Here is a 16,917-nt window from a genome sequence, read left to right on the forward strand (position 1 = left end):
CGTCGACGTAAAGGATCAAGTGAAGGATTCGCAACGCTGTTATTTTATCGCTGGCGGAGGCACCGGGGGCCACGTTTTTCCCGGCATCGCCATCGCCAAAGCCCTGCAAGAGATGGATCCCGGCTGCAAAATTTATTTCGTCGGCACGTCGCAAGGGCTCGAAACGAAATTGGTGCCCGCCGCGGGTTATGAGTTGTTTCTGCTTCCGGGCGGCAAACTCAATATGCCGGGACGTTATTTCGAAAAACTCAAAACTTTGCTTAAGATGCCTTTCGGATTTCTGAAGGCAGCACGTCTGTTGTTGCGTCACCCACCGCAAGCGGTTCTCGGCGTTGGCGGTTACGCTTCGGGCCCCTTCGTGCTGATCGCTTCGTTGATGGGCTTCAAGACCGCGCTCTGGGAGGCGAATGCCTATCCCGGAAAAGCGAACAAGTGGCTGTCGAAGTTCGTGGATCGGGCCTTCGTTGTTTTCGAAGAGGCGCGTCCTCAGTTGAAGGCCAAACACGTGCAACGTTTGGGGATGCCCGTGCGGGCCGAGATCGAAGCCGGTTACGCGATGACGAAAGCCGCGCTTTCTTCGGGGCTGGCCGCCCCGGAGCGCGCTAAACTTCATGTCCTTTGTTTCGGCGGCAGTATGGGCGCGCGCGCCGTGAATCAGGCGCTGGCGCAGGTTCTGGAAAACTGGGGCGAGCAACTGGATCTGGAAGTCGTGCACCAAATCGGCTCGACCGATTGGACGCAGTTTCAAGAGCGTTACAAGAAGCAGGGCGCCTGGCTTCGTCCCATGGAATTTCTGAAGGATATGCCTGAACGCTACGCATGGGCCGATCTGGTGATCGCGCGCGCGGGGGCGTCGACCGTGGCGGAGATCGCGGCCTTCGGGAAGCCCGCGATCCTGATTCCGCTGCCGGGGGCGGAAGCTCATCAAGAGAAGAACGCCGAGGCCCTGGCGGCTAAAAATGCCGTCGTGCTGCTGCGCCAAAGTGAGCTGACTCCGGAACGATTGAAACTCGAGATTGAATCGTTGAAAGGCGACCCCGCTCGGCGTAAACAAATGGCCGAAAACGTCGTCGAATTTTTCGAACCCAAGGCCGCACATCAGATCGCGCGCACTTTGATGGATTTCGAAACGCCTTAAGGAGTCCCATGAATTCCACCGCCAGCCACCAACTCTGGAAGTCCAAATTTCACTTCGTCGGGATCGGCGGAATCGGGATGTGTGGGTTAGCGGAGCTTCTGCACAATATGGGCGCGCAAGTGACCGGCTCCGATCTGGGAGAGAATGCCAACACCGATCGCTTGAAAGCGATGGGCGTCAAAGTCATGAAGGGACATGCGGCCGAGAATCTGGGCGCCGTGGATGTCGTCGTCTATTCCAGCGCCGTCTCGATGGAGAATCCCGAAGTCGCGGCCGCGCGCGCGCGTGGCATCCCGCTCATTCCGCGCGCGGAAGCTTTGGCCGAAATGATGCGCTTGAAACGCGGAATCGCGCTGGCGGGCACGCACGGGAAAACCACGACGACGGCGATGACCGCGGCGATTTTCTTAGAGGCACAAGCGCGTCCCACGATCGTCGTCGGCGGACGTTTGGATCTGATTCAGTCGACGGCGCTGCTCGGGGACGGTGAATGGTTGATCGCCGAAGCGGACGAGAGCGACGGCAGCTTCCACAAGCTGCAACCCGAGATCGCGGTCGTGACCAACATCGACTCGGATCACCTGGACTACTACAAAAGCTTCGAGAACCTGCAGCAGTCGTTCACGGCCTTCGGTTTGAAGGTGCCGTTCTACGGTTCGCTGATCGCGTGCGGGGACGATCCGCAAGTGCGCAGGGTCTTCGAAAACTTCCCGAAACGCGTGAAGTACTACGGCTTCGACGCGAAGAACGAGTACCGCATCGAGGGCGGCAAGGGGCGCTACAAGCTCTTCCAGAAGAAAAAGCTCGCCGGCGATCTTGCGCAAACGGAAGACAAGCTTCTCGGGGATTTTGAAGTGAAAGTGCCCGGGCAACATAATGCTTTGAACGCGACGGCGTCGCTCTTGGCGGGACTCGCGGCCGGCATTCCCTTCGCGATCTGCCAAAAAGGGCTCGCGAACTTTCAAGGCGTCGATCGCCGTTTTCAACTCAAAGGCGAAGCGAAGAACATCAAAGTGTACGACGATTACGGACACCATCCGACCGAGGTGCGCGCGACCCTGCAGGGCTTCCGCGAGCGCTTCCCCGACAATCGCGTGGTGGCGCTTTTCCAGCCGCATCGGTACTCGCGCACGCAGCTGTGCTGGCATGACTTCACGAACTGTTTCAGCCAGGCCGATCACGTCATTCTGACCGACATCTACGCCGCCGGCGAAAAACCCATCGATGGCATCACCGGTGAACGTTTGGTCGCCGAGGCCAAACACAATTCGAAGTTGTACCTCGCGAAAGACGATCAGCTGGCGGCCAAAGTGCGCGCCCAGCTCAAGGACGGCGACGTGCTTGTCACCTTGGGCGCGGGCGATATCTGGAAGACGGGGATGCAGGTCCTCGATCTGCTGAAATAGCCCCTCTCGATACATAATTCTTGGAGTTTCGCCGGAAGTGTTGAGGTCCTTGTCAGGACCATCACCCTTCATTCACGAGTCGCGTCCACGACTTCGACGAAGGTCCAGATATTCAAGACGTAGGTCCAGTCGCCCGATGAAGCTTCATGCGACTTTGGATCACCCTTTTTCTGCTGACCGCCTTTACGACCTTGCTTGCCGGTTGCGGAAATTCCATGAGTATCGAAGACCGAAACGCGACGGGCGACAATGCCAGTTTGCGCGACCCCGCCGGGGAAGAGCCTGAAGACCCCGTGAAGCCTCCGCCGGTGGGCGGGAATGACTGGTCGGATGCGGCCGTGAAACTTGATGCGACGGGTGAGGCCTTCGCGAGCTCTATCGCGAACGGTTTGAAGGCTTCACGTTATATGGAAGACGAGTGTCGTGACGACCGCAGCTGGCCGCTGTACGGCGATCTGCCCGTGATTCGTTGCAAGTACGGACTGGGCGGGCAAAGGGCCGAGGTCGTGATGTTGAATCCTGGGCCGCGCCGTCTGACCCAGTGGTTGGCGGACGCTTGCCAAGGTTTGAACGAGAACCTGACGACCTGTATGAACCGCGGCTATCGGCAAATCCTTCACCAGTCGGGCGGACAGTTCCCGGTCACGGGCGTGGTGCTGGAAGACATGAGCGGGAACGGCAAAGGCGAAGCCTTCGCCTTTCGCGAGGGCGTCACCATTCGGATCAGCACGTTCGGCACCGGTACCGAGTCGATCATCTCTGCCAGTCAGGTGCAGGCCGCGATGACCGCGACCGCGATGTACACCTACACTTACGGTCGCCCCATTTCGGTCACGCGCGATCAGATGACCACTTACGCACGCAAAGAAGGACTCACGATTCCGGTCTTGGGGGCGAGTTCGGAACGGAAGAACAACTGGCACGTCTTGATCGGTGAGATGTATCGCGACTCGTGGAAGACGGGACGCAGTCACATCTTGCGTGCCTGGCTTCGTCGCTGAGGCCGAGATTTTCTCCCTATACTCGTGGCGCAATTCCCCCGGACCTCGGTGAGGTTTGCGTAGTCTCATAGCAATTCCGTTGAAAACCCGACCTTTTCCTATGGTGTCCGTCTTGCACAACGAGGACGACAGGAGAGAAGGAGGTCGTGTGAACACGCCTAAAATGATGAGTCGGTTTGGATCTGCATTGGCGGCGGGAGCCGTCGCAACTGTTCTTTCAGCTTTGTTTTCGGTCTCGGCGTTCGCCCAGACTTCAACTTTGCCGGCCGTGCGCGGTCCCGCGATTGACGATGAGTTGAAACCTCACGTCGGTGCGATCATCGGCTTCAGCGAACCGGATGGCTCCGGTCGTGCGGGTGGGGACTTCGGTGTGGACATCGGCTTTCAGCCCTACATTCCCTTCGGCTTCGGCTTGGAATTGGCGGGATCGAACAACACCGAGGTGGATCAGACCCGTTTGTTGATCCGCGGAACTTATAACTTCGGCGGGACGATTCCGGTGATCAAAAGCAGCTACGTCGGTGCGGGGATCGGTCCCGTCATCGGTTCGGTGGGCGACAGCGATCGCGTTCTGTTGGGCTTCGCCCCCATGGTCGGCTTCGATATGCCGGTTTACCGGTTCTCGTCGATGTCGGAAGGTCGTAAAGACTATCTGACCCTCGGCCTGCACGCGAAATATCTGATCCTTGAAGGCAGCGATCCCGACGCGCTCAGCGCGAACGGCGTCGTGAAATACTGGTTCTAAGCTGGATTTCGAAATTGAGGACTGAGGACGGCTCCCGGAAGGGGGCCGTTTTCGTTTCTACCGTTCGCGGTAGGTCAGGCCGAAGTTGTAGTTCGCGCAGTCGGTGATGCCCGAGTAGCAGTTATTGTACTGGGAAATATCGGTCGCGAAGCCGGCGACCTCTTTACGGCCGCGCAGTGGGCGCCCCGTACCGGTGGTGGGCGGGAAGTCGCTTTTCACGCGCGAGGGTGCGCCGCTAATGGTGACCGAAGACTGCGTGCTGTCGAAGCGTGAGTATTGAACCTGCCCGTTCTCGTCGGTCACGAAGGTCGGCCCGCAGTTTTGGAAACTGAGGGCGCCGGCGATGATGCCAAAAATGACGACAAGTCGTAAAACGGCAGGTTTCTTCATTCCTTTCCAGTGTATCCGCGACGGACGTCCAGGACAAGACGCCCTCTTTAGAGGGACAGTTCTTTTGAAGATGGCGTCTTATCATGAGACACTTTTGGGTATGAACCCCTCTGGTCCCTTGGCCATCGCGCGCGACGTGAAGCTGTCCACCTACAACACCTGGCAGGTGGGGGGCAGCGCCGAATTCTTTTGTCTGCCGCGGACGGTGGACGAAGTGGTGCAAGCGCAGAAGTGGGCCGAGGCGCAGCACTGCCCGGTGCACATTTTGAGCGGTGGATCGAATGTGCTGGTGTCCGATGAGGGGCTTTCGGGCCTGACGATCTGTCTGAAAAATCTGGCGGGGACCGAAATCGCGGAAAGCGACGGTCGCTTGCGGATCACCGCGCTGGCGGGGACGGGCAAGTCGGAACTCTTGAAGATTTTTTTGAAACACAAACTCGCGCCCGCGCTGTTTTTGGCGGGAATCCCCGGCGATACCGGCGGGGGCGTCGTGATGAATGCGGGAGTGGCCGAGTCGTTCAAGCCGCGTGAATTCACCGAGATCACGGAGTGGTTCGAAGTGTTGAAGCCCGACGGCTCGATCCGTCGCTATGAGCACAAAGACGTGCGTTGGAACTATCGTCATTCCGACGGTTGGCAGCCCGGCATCATCGTGCGTGTGGGGATCGGTTGGCCGAACGAGCCGGACGCTTCGATCCTGACCCAGGTGCGTGACGCGAATAAGATTCGATTGCAGAAACAGCCGCTCGACATGCCCAGTTGCGGCTCGGTTTTTCAGAATCCGGTGGGCCACAAGGCCGCGCAGCTGATCGATCAATCGGGGCTGAAGGGTTTTCAGGTCGGCCAAGCGCAGGTGTCGCTGAAGCACGCCAATTTTATCGTCAATCTGGGCGGCGCCAAAGCCCGCGACATCTGGTCGGTCATCCAAAACGTGCGCCGCGTGGTGAAGGAAAAAAAGCAAGTGGAGCTTCGAACCGAAGTCGTCCTGATGGGCGCTTGGTCGGATCCCACTTTGAATCTACGGGAAGTGAAAAAGGATGAGCACTAAAACTTTGTCATGGAAAATCATCGCCCTGCGAACGTTCGGCGTGTTGGCCGTCGCCGGTTTGGTCGTGGCGACGCCTTTCATTTTACAGCGCGAAGGTTTTTTCAAGATCGAAAGCGTCGAAATCAGCCTGAATGAAGGCGTCATGATGCCCGCATGGTTGCAATCGGAATGGCAATCCATGCGCAAAGACGCTTTGAAGATGAAGGGTCGCGATCTTTGGTCGCTCGATATGGATGAAGTCGTGCGTGAGATCAAGGCGCGTCCTTGGGTCCGTGAGGTCAGTCTTTCGCGTTCGTGGCCGGATGCTTTGGTTCTTTCGATCGATCCCAAAGAATTGAAGGCGCTCGCGCGCGCGAAGAAGGGGGCGCTCGTTCCCGTGCTCGAAGACGGCACGACTTTGTCGGCCGAACAAATGACGAACTTCGTTTCGTTGCCGATCTTTTCGGGTGAAATTACGAATGAAGATCCCGCGCGTATCAAAGAGGCGTTGCGGTTGCTTTCACTTTTTCCGGGACAAGGTGTGCTTTCGATTGATCGCGTCTCGGAAGTCGGATTTCACGAGAAGGAAGGTTACTGGATTCTCGTGATGCCGTTCGCAACGAAAGTGCGTTGGGGCTTCGGCGATTTCGAAAAAAAGATTTCGCGCGTGAAACAAGTGATGGAATATCTTGATTCTCGTCAAATAGGCGCTCGCGTCATCGACGCGGACTTGTCAAAGAAAGTTGTTGTCAGGCTGCGTAAGACTCCTTAGCCTTTAAGCAGGACATGAGTCCTGTTCAAGACTTAAGGATGAGAATGACTAAACTGAGTGCACCGGTCATCGCTGGCCTCGACATCGGTTCGACGAAAGTCACCGTCATTATCGGTACGGTGAACGACCAGAATTCCCTGCAGATCGTTGGTGTGGGCACGGCCCCCAACCCGGGAATGCGGCAAGGGATGGTCGTCAACATCGAAGCGACCACCGAATCCATCAAAAAAGCACGTGAAGAAGCGGAATTGATGTCGGGCTACAAGATCCAAGAGGTCTGGCTCGGCGTCTCGGGGAGCCACATCCAGTCCTTCGATTCGAAGGGGATGGTCGCGATCAAAAACAAAGAAGTCGCCTCGATGGATGTCGAGCGCGTGATCGAAGCGGCGAAGGCCGTCGCGGTCCCCAACGACCGCACCGTTTTGCACGTCATTCCCCGCGAATACAAAGTCGACGGCCACGAAGGGATCTTGGACCCCATCGGGATGTCGGGTATCCGTTTGGAAGCCAGCGTTCACATCGTGACCGGTTCGCAAACCGCGCTGGCGAACAACTCCAAGTGTTTGGAAAAAGCGGGACTGAAAAGCGCGGGCCTCGTGCTTGAGCCCCTCGCGGCGGCGATGGCGACGTTGTCCGAGGACGAAAAAGCCCTCGGCGTTTGCGTCGTCGATATCGGGGGCGGCAGCTGCAACCTGATTTATTTCGTGAACGGATCGGTCGCGCACACGTCGCTGATCCCGGTCGGCGGGCAGCATTTCAGCCACGACGTCGCGATCGGTCTGCGTACCCCGCAGTCGGCGGCGGAAGAACTCAAGAAAAAGTACGGCGCGGCCATGCTTTCGATGGTTTCCAGTGACGAAAGCATCGAAGTCGAAGGCGTCGGCGGCCGCAAGCCCCGCAGCGTTCTGCGCCGCGATCTGGTCGAAGTTCTCGAGCCCCGTGCCGAAGAAACCCTCCAGCTCATCCAGCAAGATATTCGCCTGAGCGGATTGATGCCGCTAATGGGTTCGGGAGTCGTGCTGACCGGTGGCGCGAGCCAGCTGGAGGGCATGCTCGAGATGGCGGAGTTCGTCTTCGACATTCCCGTGCGTCGCGGAGTCCCGGTGAAAGTCGGCGGCCTGACGGAAATCGTGCGTGCGGCGAGCTTCTCGACCGCCGTGGGACTTCTGCTCTTCGGACAAAGTAAAAAACGTTTCACCGAGGCCTTTCCGGTTTCGGTGTCGTCCAGCGTGACGGGCGCGAAAGAAGACGCTCCGAAATGGACATTGAAGATGAAAGAGTTTTTTGACGGTTTATTCTGATTTTTAGCCACGCGACCATGGAATGGCCGCGTGCGCGCGTCGACGGCGAAGCCGTGACGGGCAACAGGGGGTCTCATGTTTGAGCTCGAAGAAAACGTCCACATCGGTGCCAACATTAAAGTTGTCGGCGTCGGCGGTGGTGGATCGAACGCGGTTTCGACGATGATCGAAGGCGCGATGAGCGGCGTAGAATTCGTCGTTGCGAATACGGACATTCAAGCGTTGAACGCGAACAAGTCGACCGTGAAAATCCAGCTGGGCCTGGATTTGACGAAGGGCCTTGGCGCGGGTGCGAACCCCGACGTCGGCCGTCGCGCGGCGATCGAGTCGTACAACGAAATCGTCGAAAAACTTGAAGGCTCGGACATGGTCTTCGTGACCGCGGGCATGGGCGGCGGAACCGGAACCGGTGGCGCGCCGATCGTCGCGAAAATCGCACGTGAGTTGGGCGCCCTGACCATCGGGGTCGTCACTCGCCCCTTCGCTTTCGAAGGTAAACGTCGCGGCAAACACGCGGACATGGGTCTACAAGAACTCAAAGAGAACGTCGACACCCTGATCGTCATCCCGAACCAAAAACTGCTCTCGATCTCGGGTGATCGGACTCCGCTGACCGAAACTTTCAAAAAAGCGGACGAAGTTCTGCTGCAAGCGGTGAAGGGGATTTCGGACCTCATCAATATCCGCGGTCTGATCAACTTGGACTTCGCGGACATCCGCACCGTCATGCAAGCGAAAGGCATGGCGCTGATGGGCACCGGTTACGCCAAGGGCGACAACCGCGCGGTGCAAGCGGCAACGGCGGCGATCTCTTCGCCCCTGCTCGAGAACATCCGTATCGACGGCGCGACCGGCATCATCATCAACGTGACCGGCGGCCCCGATCTTTCGCTGTACGAAGTGAACGAAGCTTCGACTTTGATCACCGAAGCGGCTCATGAAGATGCGGAAATCATCTTCGGTGCGGTGATCGACGATTCGATGAAAGACGAAGTTCGCGTGACCGTGATCGCGACCGGCTTCCAAGATCCCGAGTTCAAACAAACTTCGGCGAGCGCCTCGGCCAGCATGCAGGATTTTCTGAATGCGCAGCCCTCGAACTCGATGAACATGGCGATGCCGCAGATGCCCCGCATGGAGCTGCCGCCTTTGCCGCCCGTCGCGCCCCCGCAGAATATCGAGATCAACTTCTCGGGTCTGGGACAGCCGCAACCGATGCCTCCGCCCGCGATGCCGGCGTCGTACCAACAGCAGCAGCAGCGTCCGCCGGAGTCTTACAACCCGGCTCCCGCGTCGTTCCCGCTGCAAAATAACGAGATGGATCCTTACGCTCAGCAAGCTGCGGCGATGCCCGCGGCACCGGCAGCCCCGGCTCCGCAAGCTCACGATCATTACGCGGCTCCGACCGCTCCGCACGAGTCGACACCGGTGCTGGATCAGCAGTCGGCACGCGACCAGCTGATCGCGAAGGCGAAAGCTTTTCGTGAAGGACAAGATGCGAACCGTCGCAATCCTTCGCCCGAGCAGCTTTCGATGAATATGGAAGGCCAAGAGCAACCCACTTTGGAAGAAGCGCGCCGCATGGCTCGCGAAGTGTTGAGTTCGCCCTTCTCGGGTCAGAACTTGGAAGTTCCGGCGTTCATCCGGAAGCGCCAAGGCGATCCGAACGTTAAACAGTAGTCGGGCGGACCGTGGTCGCAGCCTGGTTTGTCTCGGATATCCATCTGAAAGACATCAATGAACGGAGCGGGATCACCCTGCTCCGTTTTTTAGTTTCGCTGGCCGAAGGCGCGCGTCCTTGCACGCATCTTTTCTTATTGGGCGACATCTTCGATCTGTGGGTGGGTGGGAGCGAGGTCTTCGTGCGCCGTTACCAACCCATCGTCGACACTTTGGCGCGCCTTCGCCGTAAGGGCGTCGAAATCCATTTCTTCGAGGGGAATCACGACGTCCACATCGAGAAATTTTTCGAACGTGAGCTGAATATCCCGTGTTGGACCGAGGCGAAATACTTCCCGTTGGATGGACGAGTCTTCCGCTTGGAACACGGAGATCTGATCAACCTGAACGATGAAGCGTACTTACGCTACCGGCGCTTCTATCGCCATCCCGTCATGGAGAAGGTCGCGGACATCGTGCCCGGCACGGTTTGGGATCGGATCGGCCAGTGGGCTTCGAAAACCAGCCGTAAATATTCGGCCCGCGACCGCGCGGCTCGGGAAGCCGAGCTGCGGGACATGATCCGCATTCACGCCCGTCGCTCTTTCGCCGAGGCCCCTTTCGACGTCGTCATTTCGGGTCATATGCACATTCGCGACGATTTCGAGTTCGAGGCGGACGTCATCGGGGGGCCGGTCCGGGGGACGCGGCAGGTGCGGTCGATCAATCTGGGCTCTTGGTTCGAGGGGGCGGTGGCGCTTTCGTTCATCGACCACGAATTCACCTGGGTTGAGCTCGAGTAGCTGGACGAGGTCCGCATTTCCGCAAAGACTTCAATGGGTTCGGCGGCGGATGACGTCGCGCGAGTTTGGGTGTAGGTTGCCGCCCATGGCAGTTCTGGGCATTGGGCAATTTCTCGAGATTATGGAAGTCACCGCGAATGGTGTCTTAGTTGACGGGGGTGACCTCGGGCCCATCCTGCTTCCCAATGGCGAGGTGCCCGAGGGCGCCGGGGTCGGCGATGAAGTGGAAGTCTTCGTCTCGCGGGACTCCGAAGATCGTTTATTGGCGACGACCACTTTTCCCGTCGCGCAGGCCGGTGAGTTCGCGGTGCTTCGGGTCGCCGGGCTCGAAAAGATCGGCGCTTTTCTGGATTGGGGTTTGAAGAAAGACTTATTTCTTCCTTTCCGCGAGCAAAATCGTGAATTGAAAGTCGGCGACAAGGTCGTCGTTTACATCGGCATTGATTCCAGCGACCGTATGGTGGCCTCGATGAAGGTTTCGGATTTCACCGAAGCCGAAGTTCCCGAGATGCCCGCCGATCAGGCCGTAAAACTTTTGATCTTCGGCAAATCCGATTTGGGTTACAAGGCCGTCGTCGACGGGAAGTACGAGGGGCTGCTCTTCGCGAACGAAGTGCATCAGCCCCTTCAGTACGGGCAATCGATCGAAGGGTTCGTGAAACGTGTTCGGCAAGACGGGAAGATCGATCTGTCGTTGCGCCCGACCGGCAAGGGGTCGAACAAGGTTCTGGTCGACGAGACCTCGGCGAAAATTTTGAAATACCTCGAAGAGAATCAGGGTTTCGCCGCGCTCACGGATAAGACTTCGCCGGAAGAGATCTACAAGTTGTTCGGCGTTTCGAAGAAGAAGTACAAGATCGCGCTCGGCGGACTCTACAAGGCGCGCCGGCTCCTCGTCGAAGAGGGAGGCGTGCGCTTGGTGCCGGGAGCCGTCCCCGCGGGCGATGCGGTCGCCGGTGACGATGAAGACGACGGCGAGTGAATAAAAAAATCCCGGCACCATTTGAATTGGGTGGCCGGGATTTGAAATCTAAGTTTCCGAGATTTCGAAAATCTTTGCGCCGGCGGGTTCCCGCCGATGTCGAAACTAGAAATTGTATTGGTAAGCGAGCGAGCCGACCACGCCACTGAGAGTGGACGCGACGTCCATGCCGTTCACTTCAAGTTCGCCGTTCTCTTGCGTGATGCGCGAAGAGCCGCCGGTCAGGCCATTTCCCGAGCCCGTCAGGCGCTGCATGGGCAGGTAACGGAAGGTGCCTTCCGCGACGATGCACGACGAGTCGGTGATGCAGAAGTACGCGCCCAAGCCACCCAGCGCGCCGAAGTTTCCGCCGGTGTAGTTTCCGTTTCCGCCCGTGTTGTTCGAGAGCGCCAGATTCATGCTTCCGTAACCGAGACCGACCTGGAAGAAGAAGCGGATGAAGTCGTTTTCCAAAGGATACAGACGCAGCATCGGGAAGAAGGTGAAAGCCGTCATCTTCGCTTCGACACCGCCGCCCGAAGCCGACTGCATGACGTAAGAGGGACGGAAGTGCAGGGCGTAGATCGTGCGGTCAAAGCGGTATTCGTAGTTGAAGAACACCTCGTAGCCGGCGCCCATCTCTTTGGTACCGACGACGCCCAAGCCGCCGATCCAGCTGTTGATGTCGTCCTGAGCGGGACTGATCATCGCGACGCCGCCGCCGAACTGATGCGAGCCCGAGCTCATGCTGCCGCGGCGTTGAGCCATCGCGGGTTGATAAGCCATAAGAACGAACGCCACCACCGTGGCGAAGAAAATCAGTGCCGTACGCACCATATTGGACCTCCTGTCGCTCACTTAGGATGACGGAGGTCACACCCGATGACAACCCGACGATGGTCTGGATTCGGAGCTAACCCCGGACCATCGTGGGGAACTTCTATTTCAGAAGCTCTTCGGCGTGCGCGAGCGACGTCTTGGTGATCTTTTCACCGGAAATAAGACGAGCGATTTCTTGCACGCGGTCCTTTTTCAAAAGCTTCTTCACTTCCATCGACACGGACTCGCGTCCCGGATTTTTCTGGATCGAGAAATGGTTGTCGCCCGCGGCCGCCACCTGCGGCAAATGCGTCACGCAGATGACCTGCTGGCCTTTGCCGATCGACTTGAGCTTGCGGCCGACCTTTTCGGCGGTTTCACCCGAAACTCCCGTGTCCACTTCGTCAAAGAGGTAGGTGCGCGGGAAGCGTCCCGCGCCCATCACGGTTTTGAGCGACAGCAGAATACGGCTCAATTCACCGCCCGAGGCGACCTTCGCCAGCGGTCGTTTGGGATCGCTCTTCGAGGTCTGCGTTTGGAACTCCACTTCGTCCATGCCCGTCGGGGTCAGGCGATCGAGCTTCGTGGTTTCGACGAAAAGCTGCACGCCCTTCATGTTGAGGTCCTTCAGCTCTTCGTTCACGGAGTTCGCGAGCACCTGCGAGCCGCCGTTACGACGCTTCGAAAGCTCGCCGGCCTGCGCGCGCAGATCTTTTTCCATTTTCAGGGCCTTGGTTTCGAGGTCTTTCAAATGCGCGTCCGAGTTTTCGAGCTGGCCGAGTTCGGTTTCCATCTCGATGAGCGAGCGCAGGATATCGTCGACGGTCGGGCCGTGCTTTTTTTGCAGTTTGCGGATTTGGCTCAGGCGGCCTTCGAGCTCGTCCAGACGGCCCGCATCGGCTTCGAGTTTCGAGACGCCCGCGCGCAGCTCGAACAGACCGTCTTCGATCAGGGCCTTCGCTTGGATCAGGCTTTCCATCCGTCCCGTCATGGCGGGGTCGACGTTGTTCAGCTCTTGCGCCTTCTGGATGACCGATTGCAAACGTTGAATCGACGAATCTTCGGGACCATCGAGGTTTTCCTCGGCCCAATTCACGAAGTTCACGAGCTTTGCCGCGCCCTTCAGAAGTTTGAGTTCGCCTTCGATTTCGACGTCTTCACCGGGATTCAGGTCCAGCGCCGCGATTTCATCGCGCTGGAAACGGAGGAAGTCCAGACGCTGCGCCTTTTCGGCGGACGTGCGACGGAACTCTTCGATCTCTTCTTGCAGGGCCTGCCACTGCGTATAGCCCTTGGCGTATTGGGTGCGCGCATCCCAGACGCCGACGTACTGATCCAGCAGGTCGAGCTGGTAGGATTTCGAAAGCAGGTGACGGTTGTCGAATTGCCCCGTCATTTCGATCAGCGGCGCCGCTTGGCCCGCGACTTCGATCAAAGGCGAAACCAGGTCGCGCAAGGTGTTCAGCGGCGAAAGTGAGCCATTCAGGTAGACGCGGGATTTTCCCTCGCTGATCACGCGGCGAACGATCAGCTGATCGTCGTCCGTGGGAATGCCCAGGGCTTCCAAACGTTGCGCCAGATCGGGGCGATCCGACAGATCGAAGCAGCCTTCGATGGACGCTTGATCGTGGCCCGCGCGGATGGATTCGACCGAACCCTTCGCGCCCATGAGGAGGCCCAGCGACTTCAGCAGGATGGACTTTCCCGCGCCGGTTTCACCGGACAGGATGTTCAGGCCTTTGCCGAACTGAATATGGATGTTGTCGATGATTGCGAAGTGACTGACTTTCAGTTCTTGAAGCATCGGCGTTTCCCCCTCGTCGTGCGCTTTGCCGCTCCTGATTTAGGAGCGGTCTCCAAACTTTAACTTATCCCGCAGCAGGAAAAAGAAATTCCTTTGCGGATCTTGCACCATCCAGTGATCGACCGGGGTGCGGCGAACGCGAATCTCGTCATCGACCCCGATATCGCCGAAGAACTGACCGTCCACCACCACCTGGGCCACTTGATCCAGGTTCGTCTGCGGGCGCAGTCCCAGCGGTTTGCCGACGATGCGGAAGACGAGCTCTTCGTCGGTCGGCATGATGAGCGGTCGGCTGGTCAAACTGTGGGGCGCGATCGGTGTGACGACAATCCCGTTGACCGACGGATGCAGTAGCGGTCCACCCGCCGCGAGGTTATAGGCCGTCGAACCCGTGGGGCTCGCGATGATCAGACCGTCCGCCTTCACTTCCGACACGAAGTCGGCCCCGCACTGCATGGACAGCGTGATCAGCTGGGACTTGCGGCCCCGCTCGATCACGATGTCGTTGAGCGCGAGGATCCGGCTCTTTTTACTTCCTTTGCCGCATTCCACTTCAAGCATCGCCCGGGGCGTGAGCTCCATCTTGTTCTTCAGCGTATAGTCGACGGCTGCAAAAACCTCGTCGGCGCGGGTGGGCGTTAAAAAGCCGAGCGAACCCAGGTTCACTCCGAGAATCGGAACGGGATGGCCTTCCAGCATCCGGACGGCGCGCAGGTAAGTCCCATCGCCGCCGAGGACGACGATGAGTCCCACTTTGCGCAGCTCCGTGCGCGAACGCATCGCGCGGGTGCCGGGAACGGGTTTTTGTTCGGGAGCGGTGAACACTTTGTGTCCGCGGTCCTTCAGCCATTGGGTCAAGGCTTCCGCAAGCGTCGAGGCGCTTGCGGTTTCCAGACGGTAGACGATGGCGATCGCGGGCGTTCCTTTGAACGACAGCGGCCGGTCCTTCCTCTTTTTCGTCGCGGCTTTCTTCTTGGTCATTACGACAGACCATCCCGGCGCAGAAGCGCGTCCGGATCGGGCTCGCGTCCGCGGAAGCTCTTGTAGAGTTCCATCGGGTGCACGGTGCCGCCACGGCTCAGGATGTTGTCGCGGAACTTGGTCGCGACCTCGGCGTTGAAGAGGCCTTTTTCTTTGAAGAACTCGAACGCGTCCGCGTCCAGAACTTCCGCCCACTTGTACGAGTAGTATCCCGCCGAGTAACCGCCCGCGAAGATGTGACCGAACGAGCACGATGAGTTCGTGCCTTCCACTTTCGGGAAGATCTGCGTTTTCGCGGTGGCCTGGGCTTCGAACGCGGCGACGTCTTTGATCGACGACGGCTCGGCCGTATGCCAGTTCATGTCCAGGAACGCGAAGTTCAGCTGGCGCAGCGAGAAGTAACCCGCTTGGAATTTATCCGCACGGATCATTTTTTGGATCAGGTCCGCGGGGATCGGCGCGCCGGTCTCGTAGTGTTTCGCGAACAGATCCAGACCTTCTTTTTCCTTCGTCCAGTTTTCCATGATCTGCGAGGGCAGCTCCACGAAATCCCAGTAGACGTTCGTGCCGCCCAGCGAGCGGTACGTGCACTTCGACAGCAGGCCGTGCAACGCGTGGCCGAACTCGTGGAAGAGCGTCTGCACTTCGTCGTAGCTCAGGAGCGACGGTTTTGTCGCGGTGGGCTTCGTGAAGTTGCACACGATGGACACATGCGGGCGGCGGATCGCGCCCTGGAAGAAGCCCTGGTCACGGAAGGTCGTCATCCAGGCGCCGCCGCGTTTGGTCTCGCGCGGGAAGAAGTCCTGGTAGAAGAAGCCGATGTTTTCGCCGGTCTTCTCGTCGGTCACCTGGAAGGTTGTGACTTCGGGGTGATAGACGGGGATGTCCGTGCGCTTCTCGAACTTCAAACCGTACAGACGGCGCGCGTGTTCGAAGACGCCGGCGACGACGTTTTCGAGTTTGAAGTAGGGGCGCAGATCTTCGGCGTTGAAGTGGTACTTCTCGGCTTTGAGTTTTTCCGAGTAGTAGTTGAAATCCCAAGGCATGATTTCGTCGGTGCCTTCTTTGGCTTTACGGAACTCGCGCAGCTCTTTGATGTCCTGATCGGCCGCTTTGCGCGAAGGCGCGTAGAGCTTTTCGAGGAAGCCGAAGACCTGCTCGGGGGTTTCCGCCATGCGCTCTTCCAGAACGAAGGCCGCGTGGGTTTTGTAGCCCAGAAGTTTCGCGCGGGCGTCGCGCAGCTCGACCGTTTTCATGACGGTGGCTTGGTTGTCGAAAGAGTCCTGGAACGACTTCGAGTTGTAGGCGCGCCAGAGCTTTTCGCGGATTTCGCGTTTATCGAGATACTCCATCGCGGGCAGGTACGAGGGGATTTGCAAGGTGATCAGCCATTGGCCTTTCTTGCCTTTGCGTTCCGCCTCCATCGCTGCGGCCTCGATCGCGCCTTCGGGAAGACCCTTCAGGTCGGCGGCGTCGGTGATCCAGAGTTCGAAGGCGTTCGTCGCCTTGAGCAGGTTTTCCGAGAACTTCGGGCTGAGGACCGAAAGCTCTTGGTCGATGGCTTTGAGTTTTTCTTTTTTGTCGGCGGCGAGCAGCGCCCCGTTGCGCGCGAAATTTTTGAACGAATGCTCGACGAGGCGTTTTTGCTCGGCGTTCAAATTCAGTTTTTCGCGGTTGTCGTAGACCTCTTTCACGCGCTGGAAAATCACGGGATCGAGATTCACTTCGCTTTGGAATGCGGCCATCACCGGCGAGATGTCCTTCGCCAGGGCTTGCAGCGCCTCGGACGCTTCCGAGCTGAAGAGGTTGAAGTAGATGCCGGTCACAAGCTCGGCGGGCTCTGAGAAGGTCTCGAGCGCGAGCAGGGTGTTTTCGAAATTCGCGGGCGCGGTGTTTTCGCGGATCTTTTGCAGATTCGCGCGCGAGATTTTCAACGCCTCATCGAGGGCGGGCATGAAGTGGGTGACATCCAGCTGGTCGAACGGGAACGCCTGGTCGGGAGTTCCGAAAGTGCCGGTCGAGAAAAACGTCAGAAAGGGATTTTGCTTTGTGCTCATAGTGCCAAACACTATGGACATAAATCAGGGGAGTAGCAAGGTTGGGGACGCCG

At 58.5% G+C, this 16,917-nt stretch carries 15 protein-coding genes; 10 read left to right on the forward strand and 5 right to left on the reverse strand.

The features are described from left to right. The first annotated feature begins 46 nt into the window (after window positions 1-46). The 4 genes from murG (at window position 47) to KF767_02580 (ending at window position 4,290) form a co-directional block, all read left to right on the forward strand. Window positions 47-1,138 carry an undecaprenyldiphospho-muramoylpentapeptide beta-N-acetylglucosaminyltransferase gene (gene murG, locus KF767_02565; protein ID MBX3016746.1) on the forward strand — a complete coding sequence of 364 codons (1,092 nt, stop codon included), beginning with the start codon at window positions 47-49 and terminating at the stop codon, window positions 1,136-1,138. 8 nt (window positions 1,139-1,146) lie between these two features. Beyond that, a complete protein-coding gene (locus tag KF767_02570; protein MBX3016747.1) occupies window positions 1,147-2,544 on the forward strand; it encodes a UDP-N-acetylmuramate--L-alanine ligase in 1,398 nt (465 codons plus the stop codon). A 146-nt stretch (window positions 2,545-2,690) separates the two neighbouring features. Next, the gene (locus KF767_02575) at window positions 2,691-3,545 is read left to right on the forward strand and encodes a hypothetical protein (GenBank protein MBX3016748.1); all 855 of its coding nucleotides are present in this window, start codon (window positions 2,691-2,693) and stop codon (window positions 3,543-3,545) included. Window positions 3,546-3,693: 148 nt separating this feature from the next. After that, window positions 3,694-4,290, forward strand: a complete 597-nt coding sequence (locus KF767_02580; GenBank protein ID MBX3016749.1) for a hypothetical protein — start codon at window positions 3,694-3,696, stop codon at window positions 4,288-4,290. A gap of 57 nt (window positions 4,291-4,347) precedes the next feature. Here the strand turns inward: KF767_02580 and KF767_02585 are convergent, their stop codons facing one another. After that, on the reverse strand, window positions 4,348-4,680 hold the full coding sequence (locus tag KF767_02585) for a hypothetical protein (protein ID MBX3016750.1): 333 nt from the start codon (window positions 4,678-4,680) through the stop codon (window positions 4,348-4,350). 100 nt (window positions 4,681-4,780) lie between these two features. Here KF767_02585 and murB point away from each other — a divergent pair, with 100 nt between their 5' ends. From murB to KF767_02615, 6 genes are all read left to right on the forward strand, one after another. Beyond that, window positions 4,781-5,728 (forward strand): UDP-N-acetylmuramate dehydrogenase, encoded by a 948-nt coding sequence (murB, locus tag KF767_02590; protein MBX3016751.1) that lies wholly within the window; start codon window positions 4,781-4,783, stop codon window positions 5,726-5,728. Continuing rightward, window positions 5,718-6,479 (forward strand): FtsQ-type POTRA domain-containing protein, encoded by a 762-nt coding sequence (locus KF767_02595; GenBank protein MBX3016752.1) that lies wholly within the window; start codon window positions 5,718-5,720, stop codon window positions 6,477-6,479. Before murB ends, KF767_02595 begins: the two co-directional genes overlap by 11 nt. Before the next feature lie 38 nt (window positions 6,480-6,517). Then, window positions 6,518-7,780: a cell division protein FtsA gene (gene ftsA, locus KF767_02600; GenBank protein ID MBX3016753.1), complete on the forward strand. Its 1,263-nt coding sequence runs from the start codon at window positions 6,518-6,520 to the stop codon at window positions 7,778-7,780. Window positions 7,781-7,855: 75 nt separating this feature from the next. Then, window positions 7,856-9,460 carry a cell division protein FtsZ gene (ftsZ, locus tag KF767_02605; protein ID MBX3016754.1) on the forward strand — a complete coding sequence of 535 codons (1,605 nt, stop codon included), beginning with the start codon at window positions 7,856-7,858 and terminating at the stop codon, window positions 9,458-9,460. 11 nt (window positions 9,461-9,471) lie between these two features. After that, window positions 9,472-10,242 (forward strand): UDP-2,3-diacylglucosamine diphosphatase, encoded by a 771-nt coding sequence (locus tag KF767_02610; GenBank protein ID MBX3016755.1) that lies wholly within the window; start codon window positions 9,472-9,474, stop codon window positions 10,240-10,242. 85 nt (window positions 10,243-10,327) lie between these two features. Continuing rightward, entirely contained in the window at window positions 10,328-11,224 is an 897-nt protein-coding gene (locus KF767_02615; GenBank protein ID MBX3016756.1) for a GntR family transcriptional regulator, read from the forward strand. A 105-nt stretch (window positions 11,225-11,329) separates the two neighbouring features. On the opposite strand, the gene KF767_02620 is transcribed toward KF767_02615, so the two are convergent. The 4 genes from KF767_02620 to KF767_02635 form a co-directional block, all read right to left on the reverse strand. Further along, a complete protein-coding gene (locus KF767_02620; protein MBX3016757.1) occupies window positions 11,330-12,040 on the reverse strand; it encodes a hypothetical protein in 711 nt (236 codons plus the stop codon). A gap of 103 nt (window positions 12,041-12,143) precedes the next feature. Next, a complete protein-coding gene (gene recN / locus KF767_02625; GenBank protein MBX3016758.1) occupies window positions 12,144-13,826 on the reverse strand; it encodes a DNA repair protein RecN in 1,683 nt (560 codons plus the stop codon). Window positions 13,827-13,865: 39 nt separating this feature from the next. After that, window positions 13,866-14,807: an NAD(+)/NADH kinase gene (locus KF767_02630; protein ID MBX3016759.1), complete on the reverse strand. Its 942-nt coding sequence runs from the start codon at window positions 14,805-14,807 to the stop codon at window positions 13,866-13,868. Beyond that, a complete protein-coding gene (locus tag KF767_02635) occupies window positions 14,807-16,864 on the reverse strand; it encodes a M3 family metallopeptidase (GenBank protein ID MBX3016760.1) in 2,058 nt (685 codons plus the stop codon). Before KF767_02635 ends, KF767_02630 begins: the two co-directional genes overlap by 1 nt. Window positions 16,865-16,917: the final 53 nt, after the last annotated feature.

This window comes from Pseudobdellovibrionaceae bacterium, assembly GCA_019637875.1.
Lineage (GTDB): Bacteria > Bdellovibrionota > Bdellovibrionia > Bdellovibrionales > Bdellovibrionaceae > JAHBUW01.

Coding starts and splice junctions, on each gene's coding strand:
- KF767_02570 (MBX3016747.1), top strand. CDS start 1,147: ATGAATTCCACCGCCAGCCACCAACTCTGGAAGTCCAAATTTCACTTC.
- KF767_02575 (MBX3016748.1), top strand. CDS start 2,691: ATGCGACTTTGGATCACCCTTTTTCTGCTGACCGCCTTTACGACCTTG.
- KF767_02585 (MBX3016750.1), bottom strand. CDS start 4,680: ATGAAGAAACCTGCCGTTTTACGACTTGTCGTCATTTTTGGCATCATC.
- murB (MBX3016751.1), top strand. CDS start 4,781: ATGAACCCCTCTGGTCCCTTGGCCATCGCGCGCGACGTGAAGCTGTCC.
- KF767_02595 (MBX3016752.1), top strand. CDS start 5,718: ATGAGCACTAAAACTTTGTCATGGAAAATCATCGCCCTGCGAACGTTC.
- ftsA (MBX3016753.1), top strand. CDS start 6,518: ATGAGAATGACTAAACTGAGTGCACCGGTCATCGCTGGCCTCGACATC.
- ftsZ (MBX3016754.1), top strand. CDS start 7,856: ATGTTTGAGCTCGAAGAAAACGTCCACATCGGTGCCAACATTAAAGTT.
- KF767_02615 (MBX3016756.1), top strand. CDS start 10,328: ATGGCAGTTCTGGGCATTGGGCAATTTCTCGAGATTATGGAAGTCACC.
- KF767_02620 (MBX3016757.1), bottom strand. CDS start 12,040: ATGGTGCGTACGGCACTGATTTTCTTCGCCACGGTGGTGGCGTTCGTT.
- recN (MBX3016758.1), bottom strand. CDS start 13,826: ATGCTTCAAGAACTGAAAGTCAGTCACTTCGCAATCATCGACAACATC.
- KF767_02630 (MBX3016759.1), bottom strand. CDS start 14,807: ATGACCAAGAAGAAAGCCGCGACGAAAAAGAGGAAGGACCGGCCGCTG.
- KF767_02635 (MBX3016760.1), bottom strand. CDS start 16,864: ATGAGCACAAAGCAAAATCCCTTTCTGACGTTTTTCTCGACCGGCACT.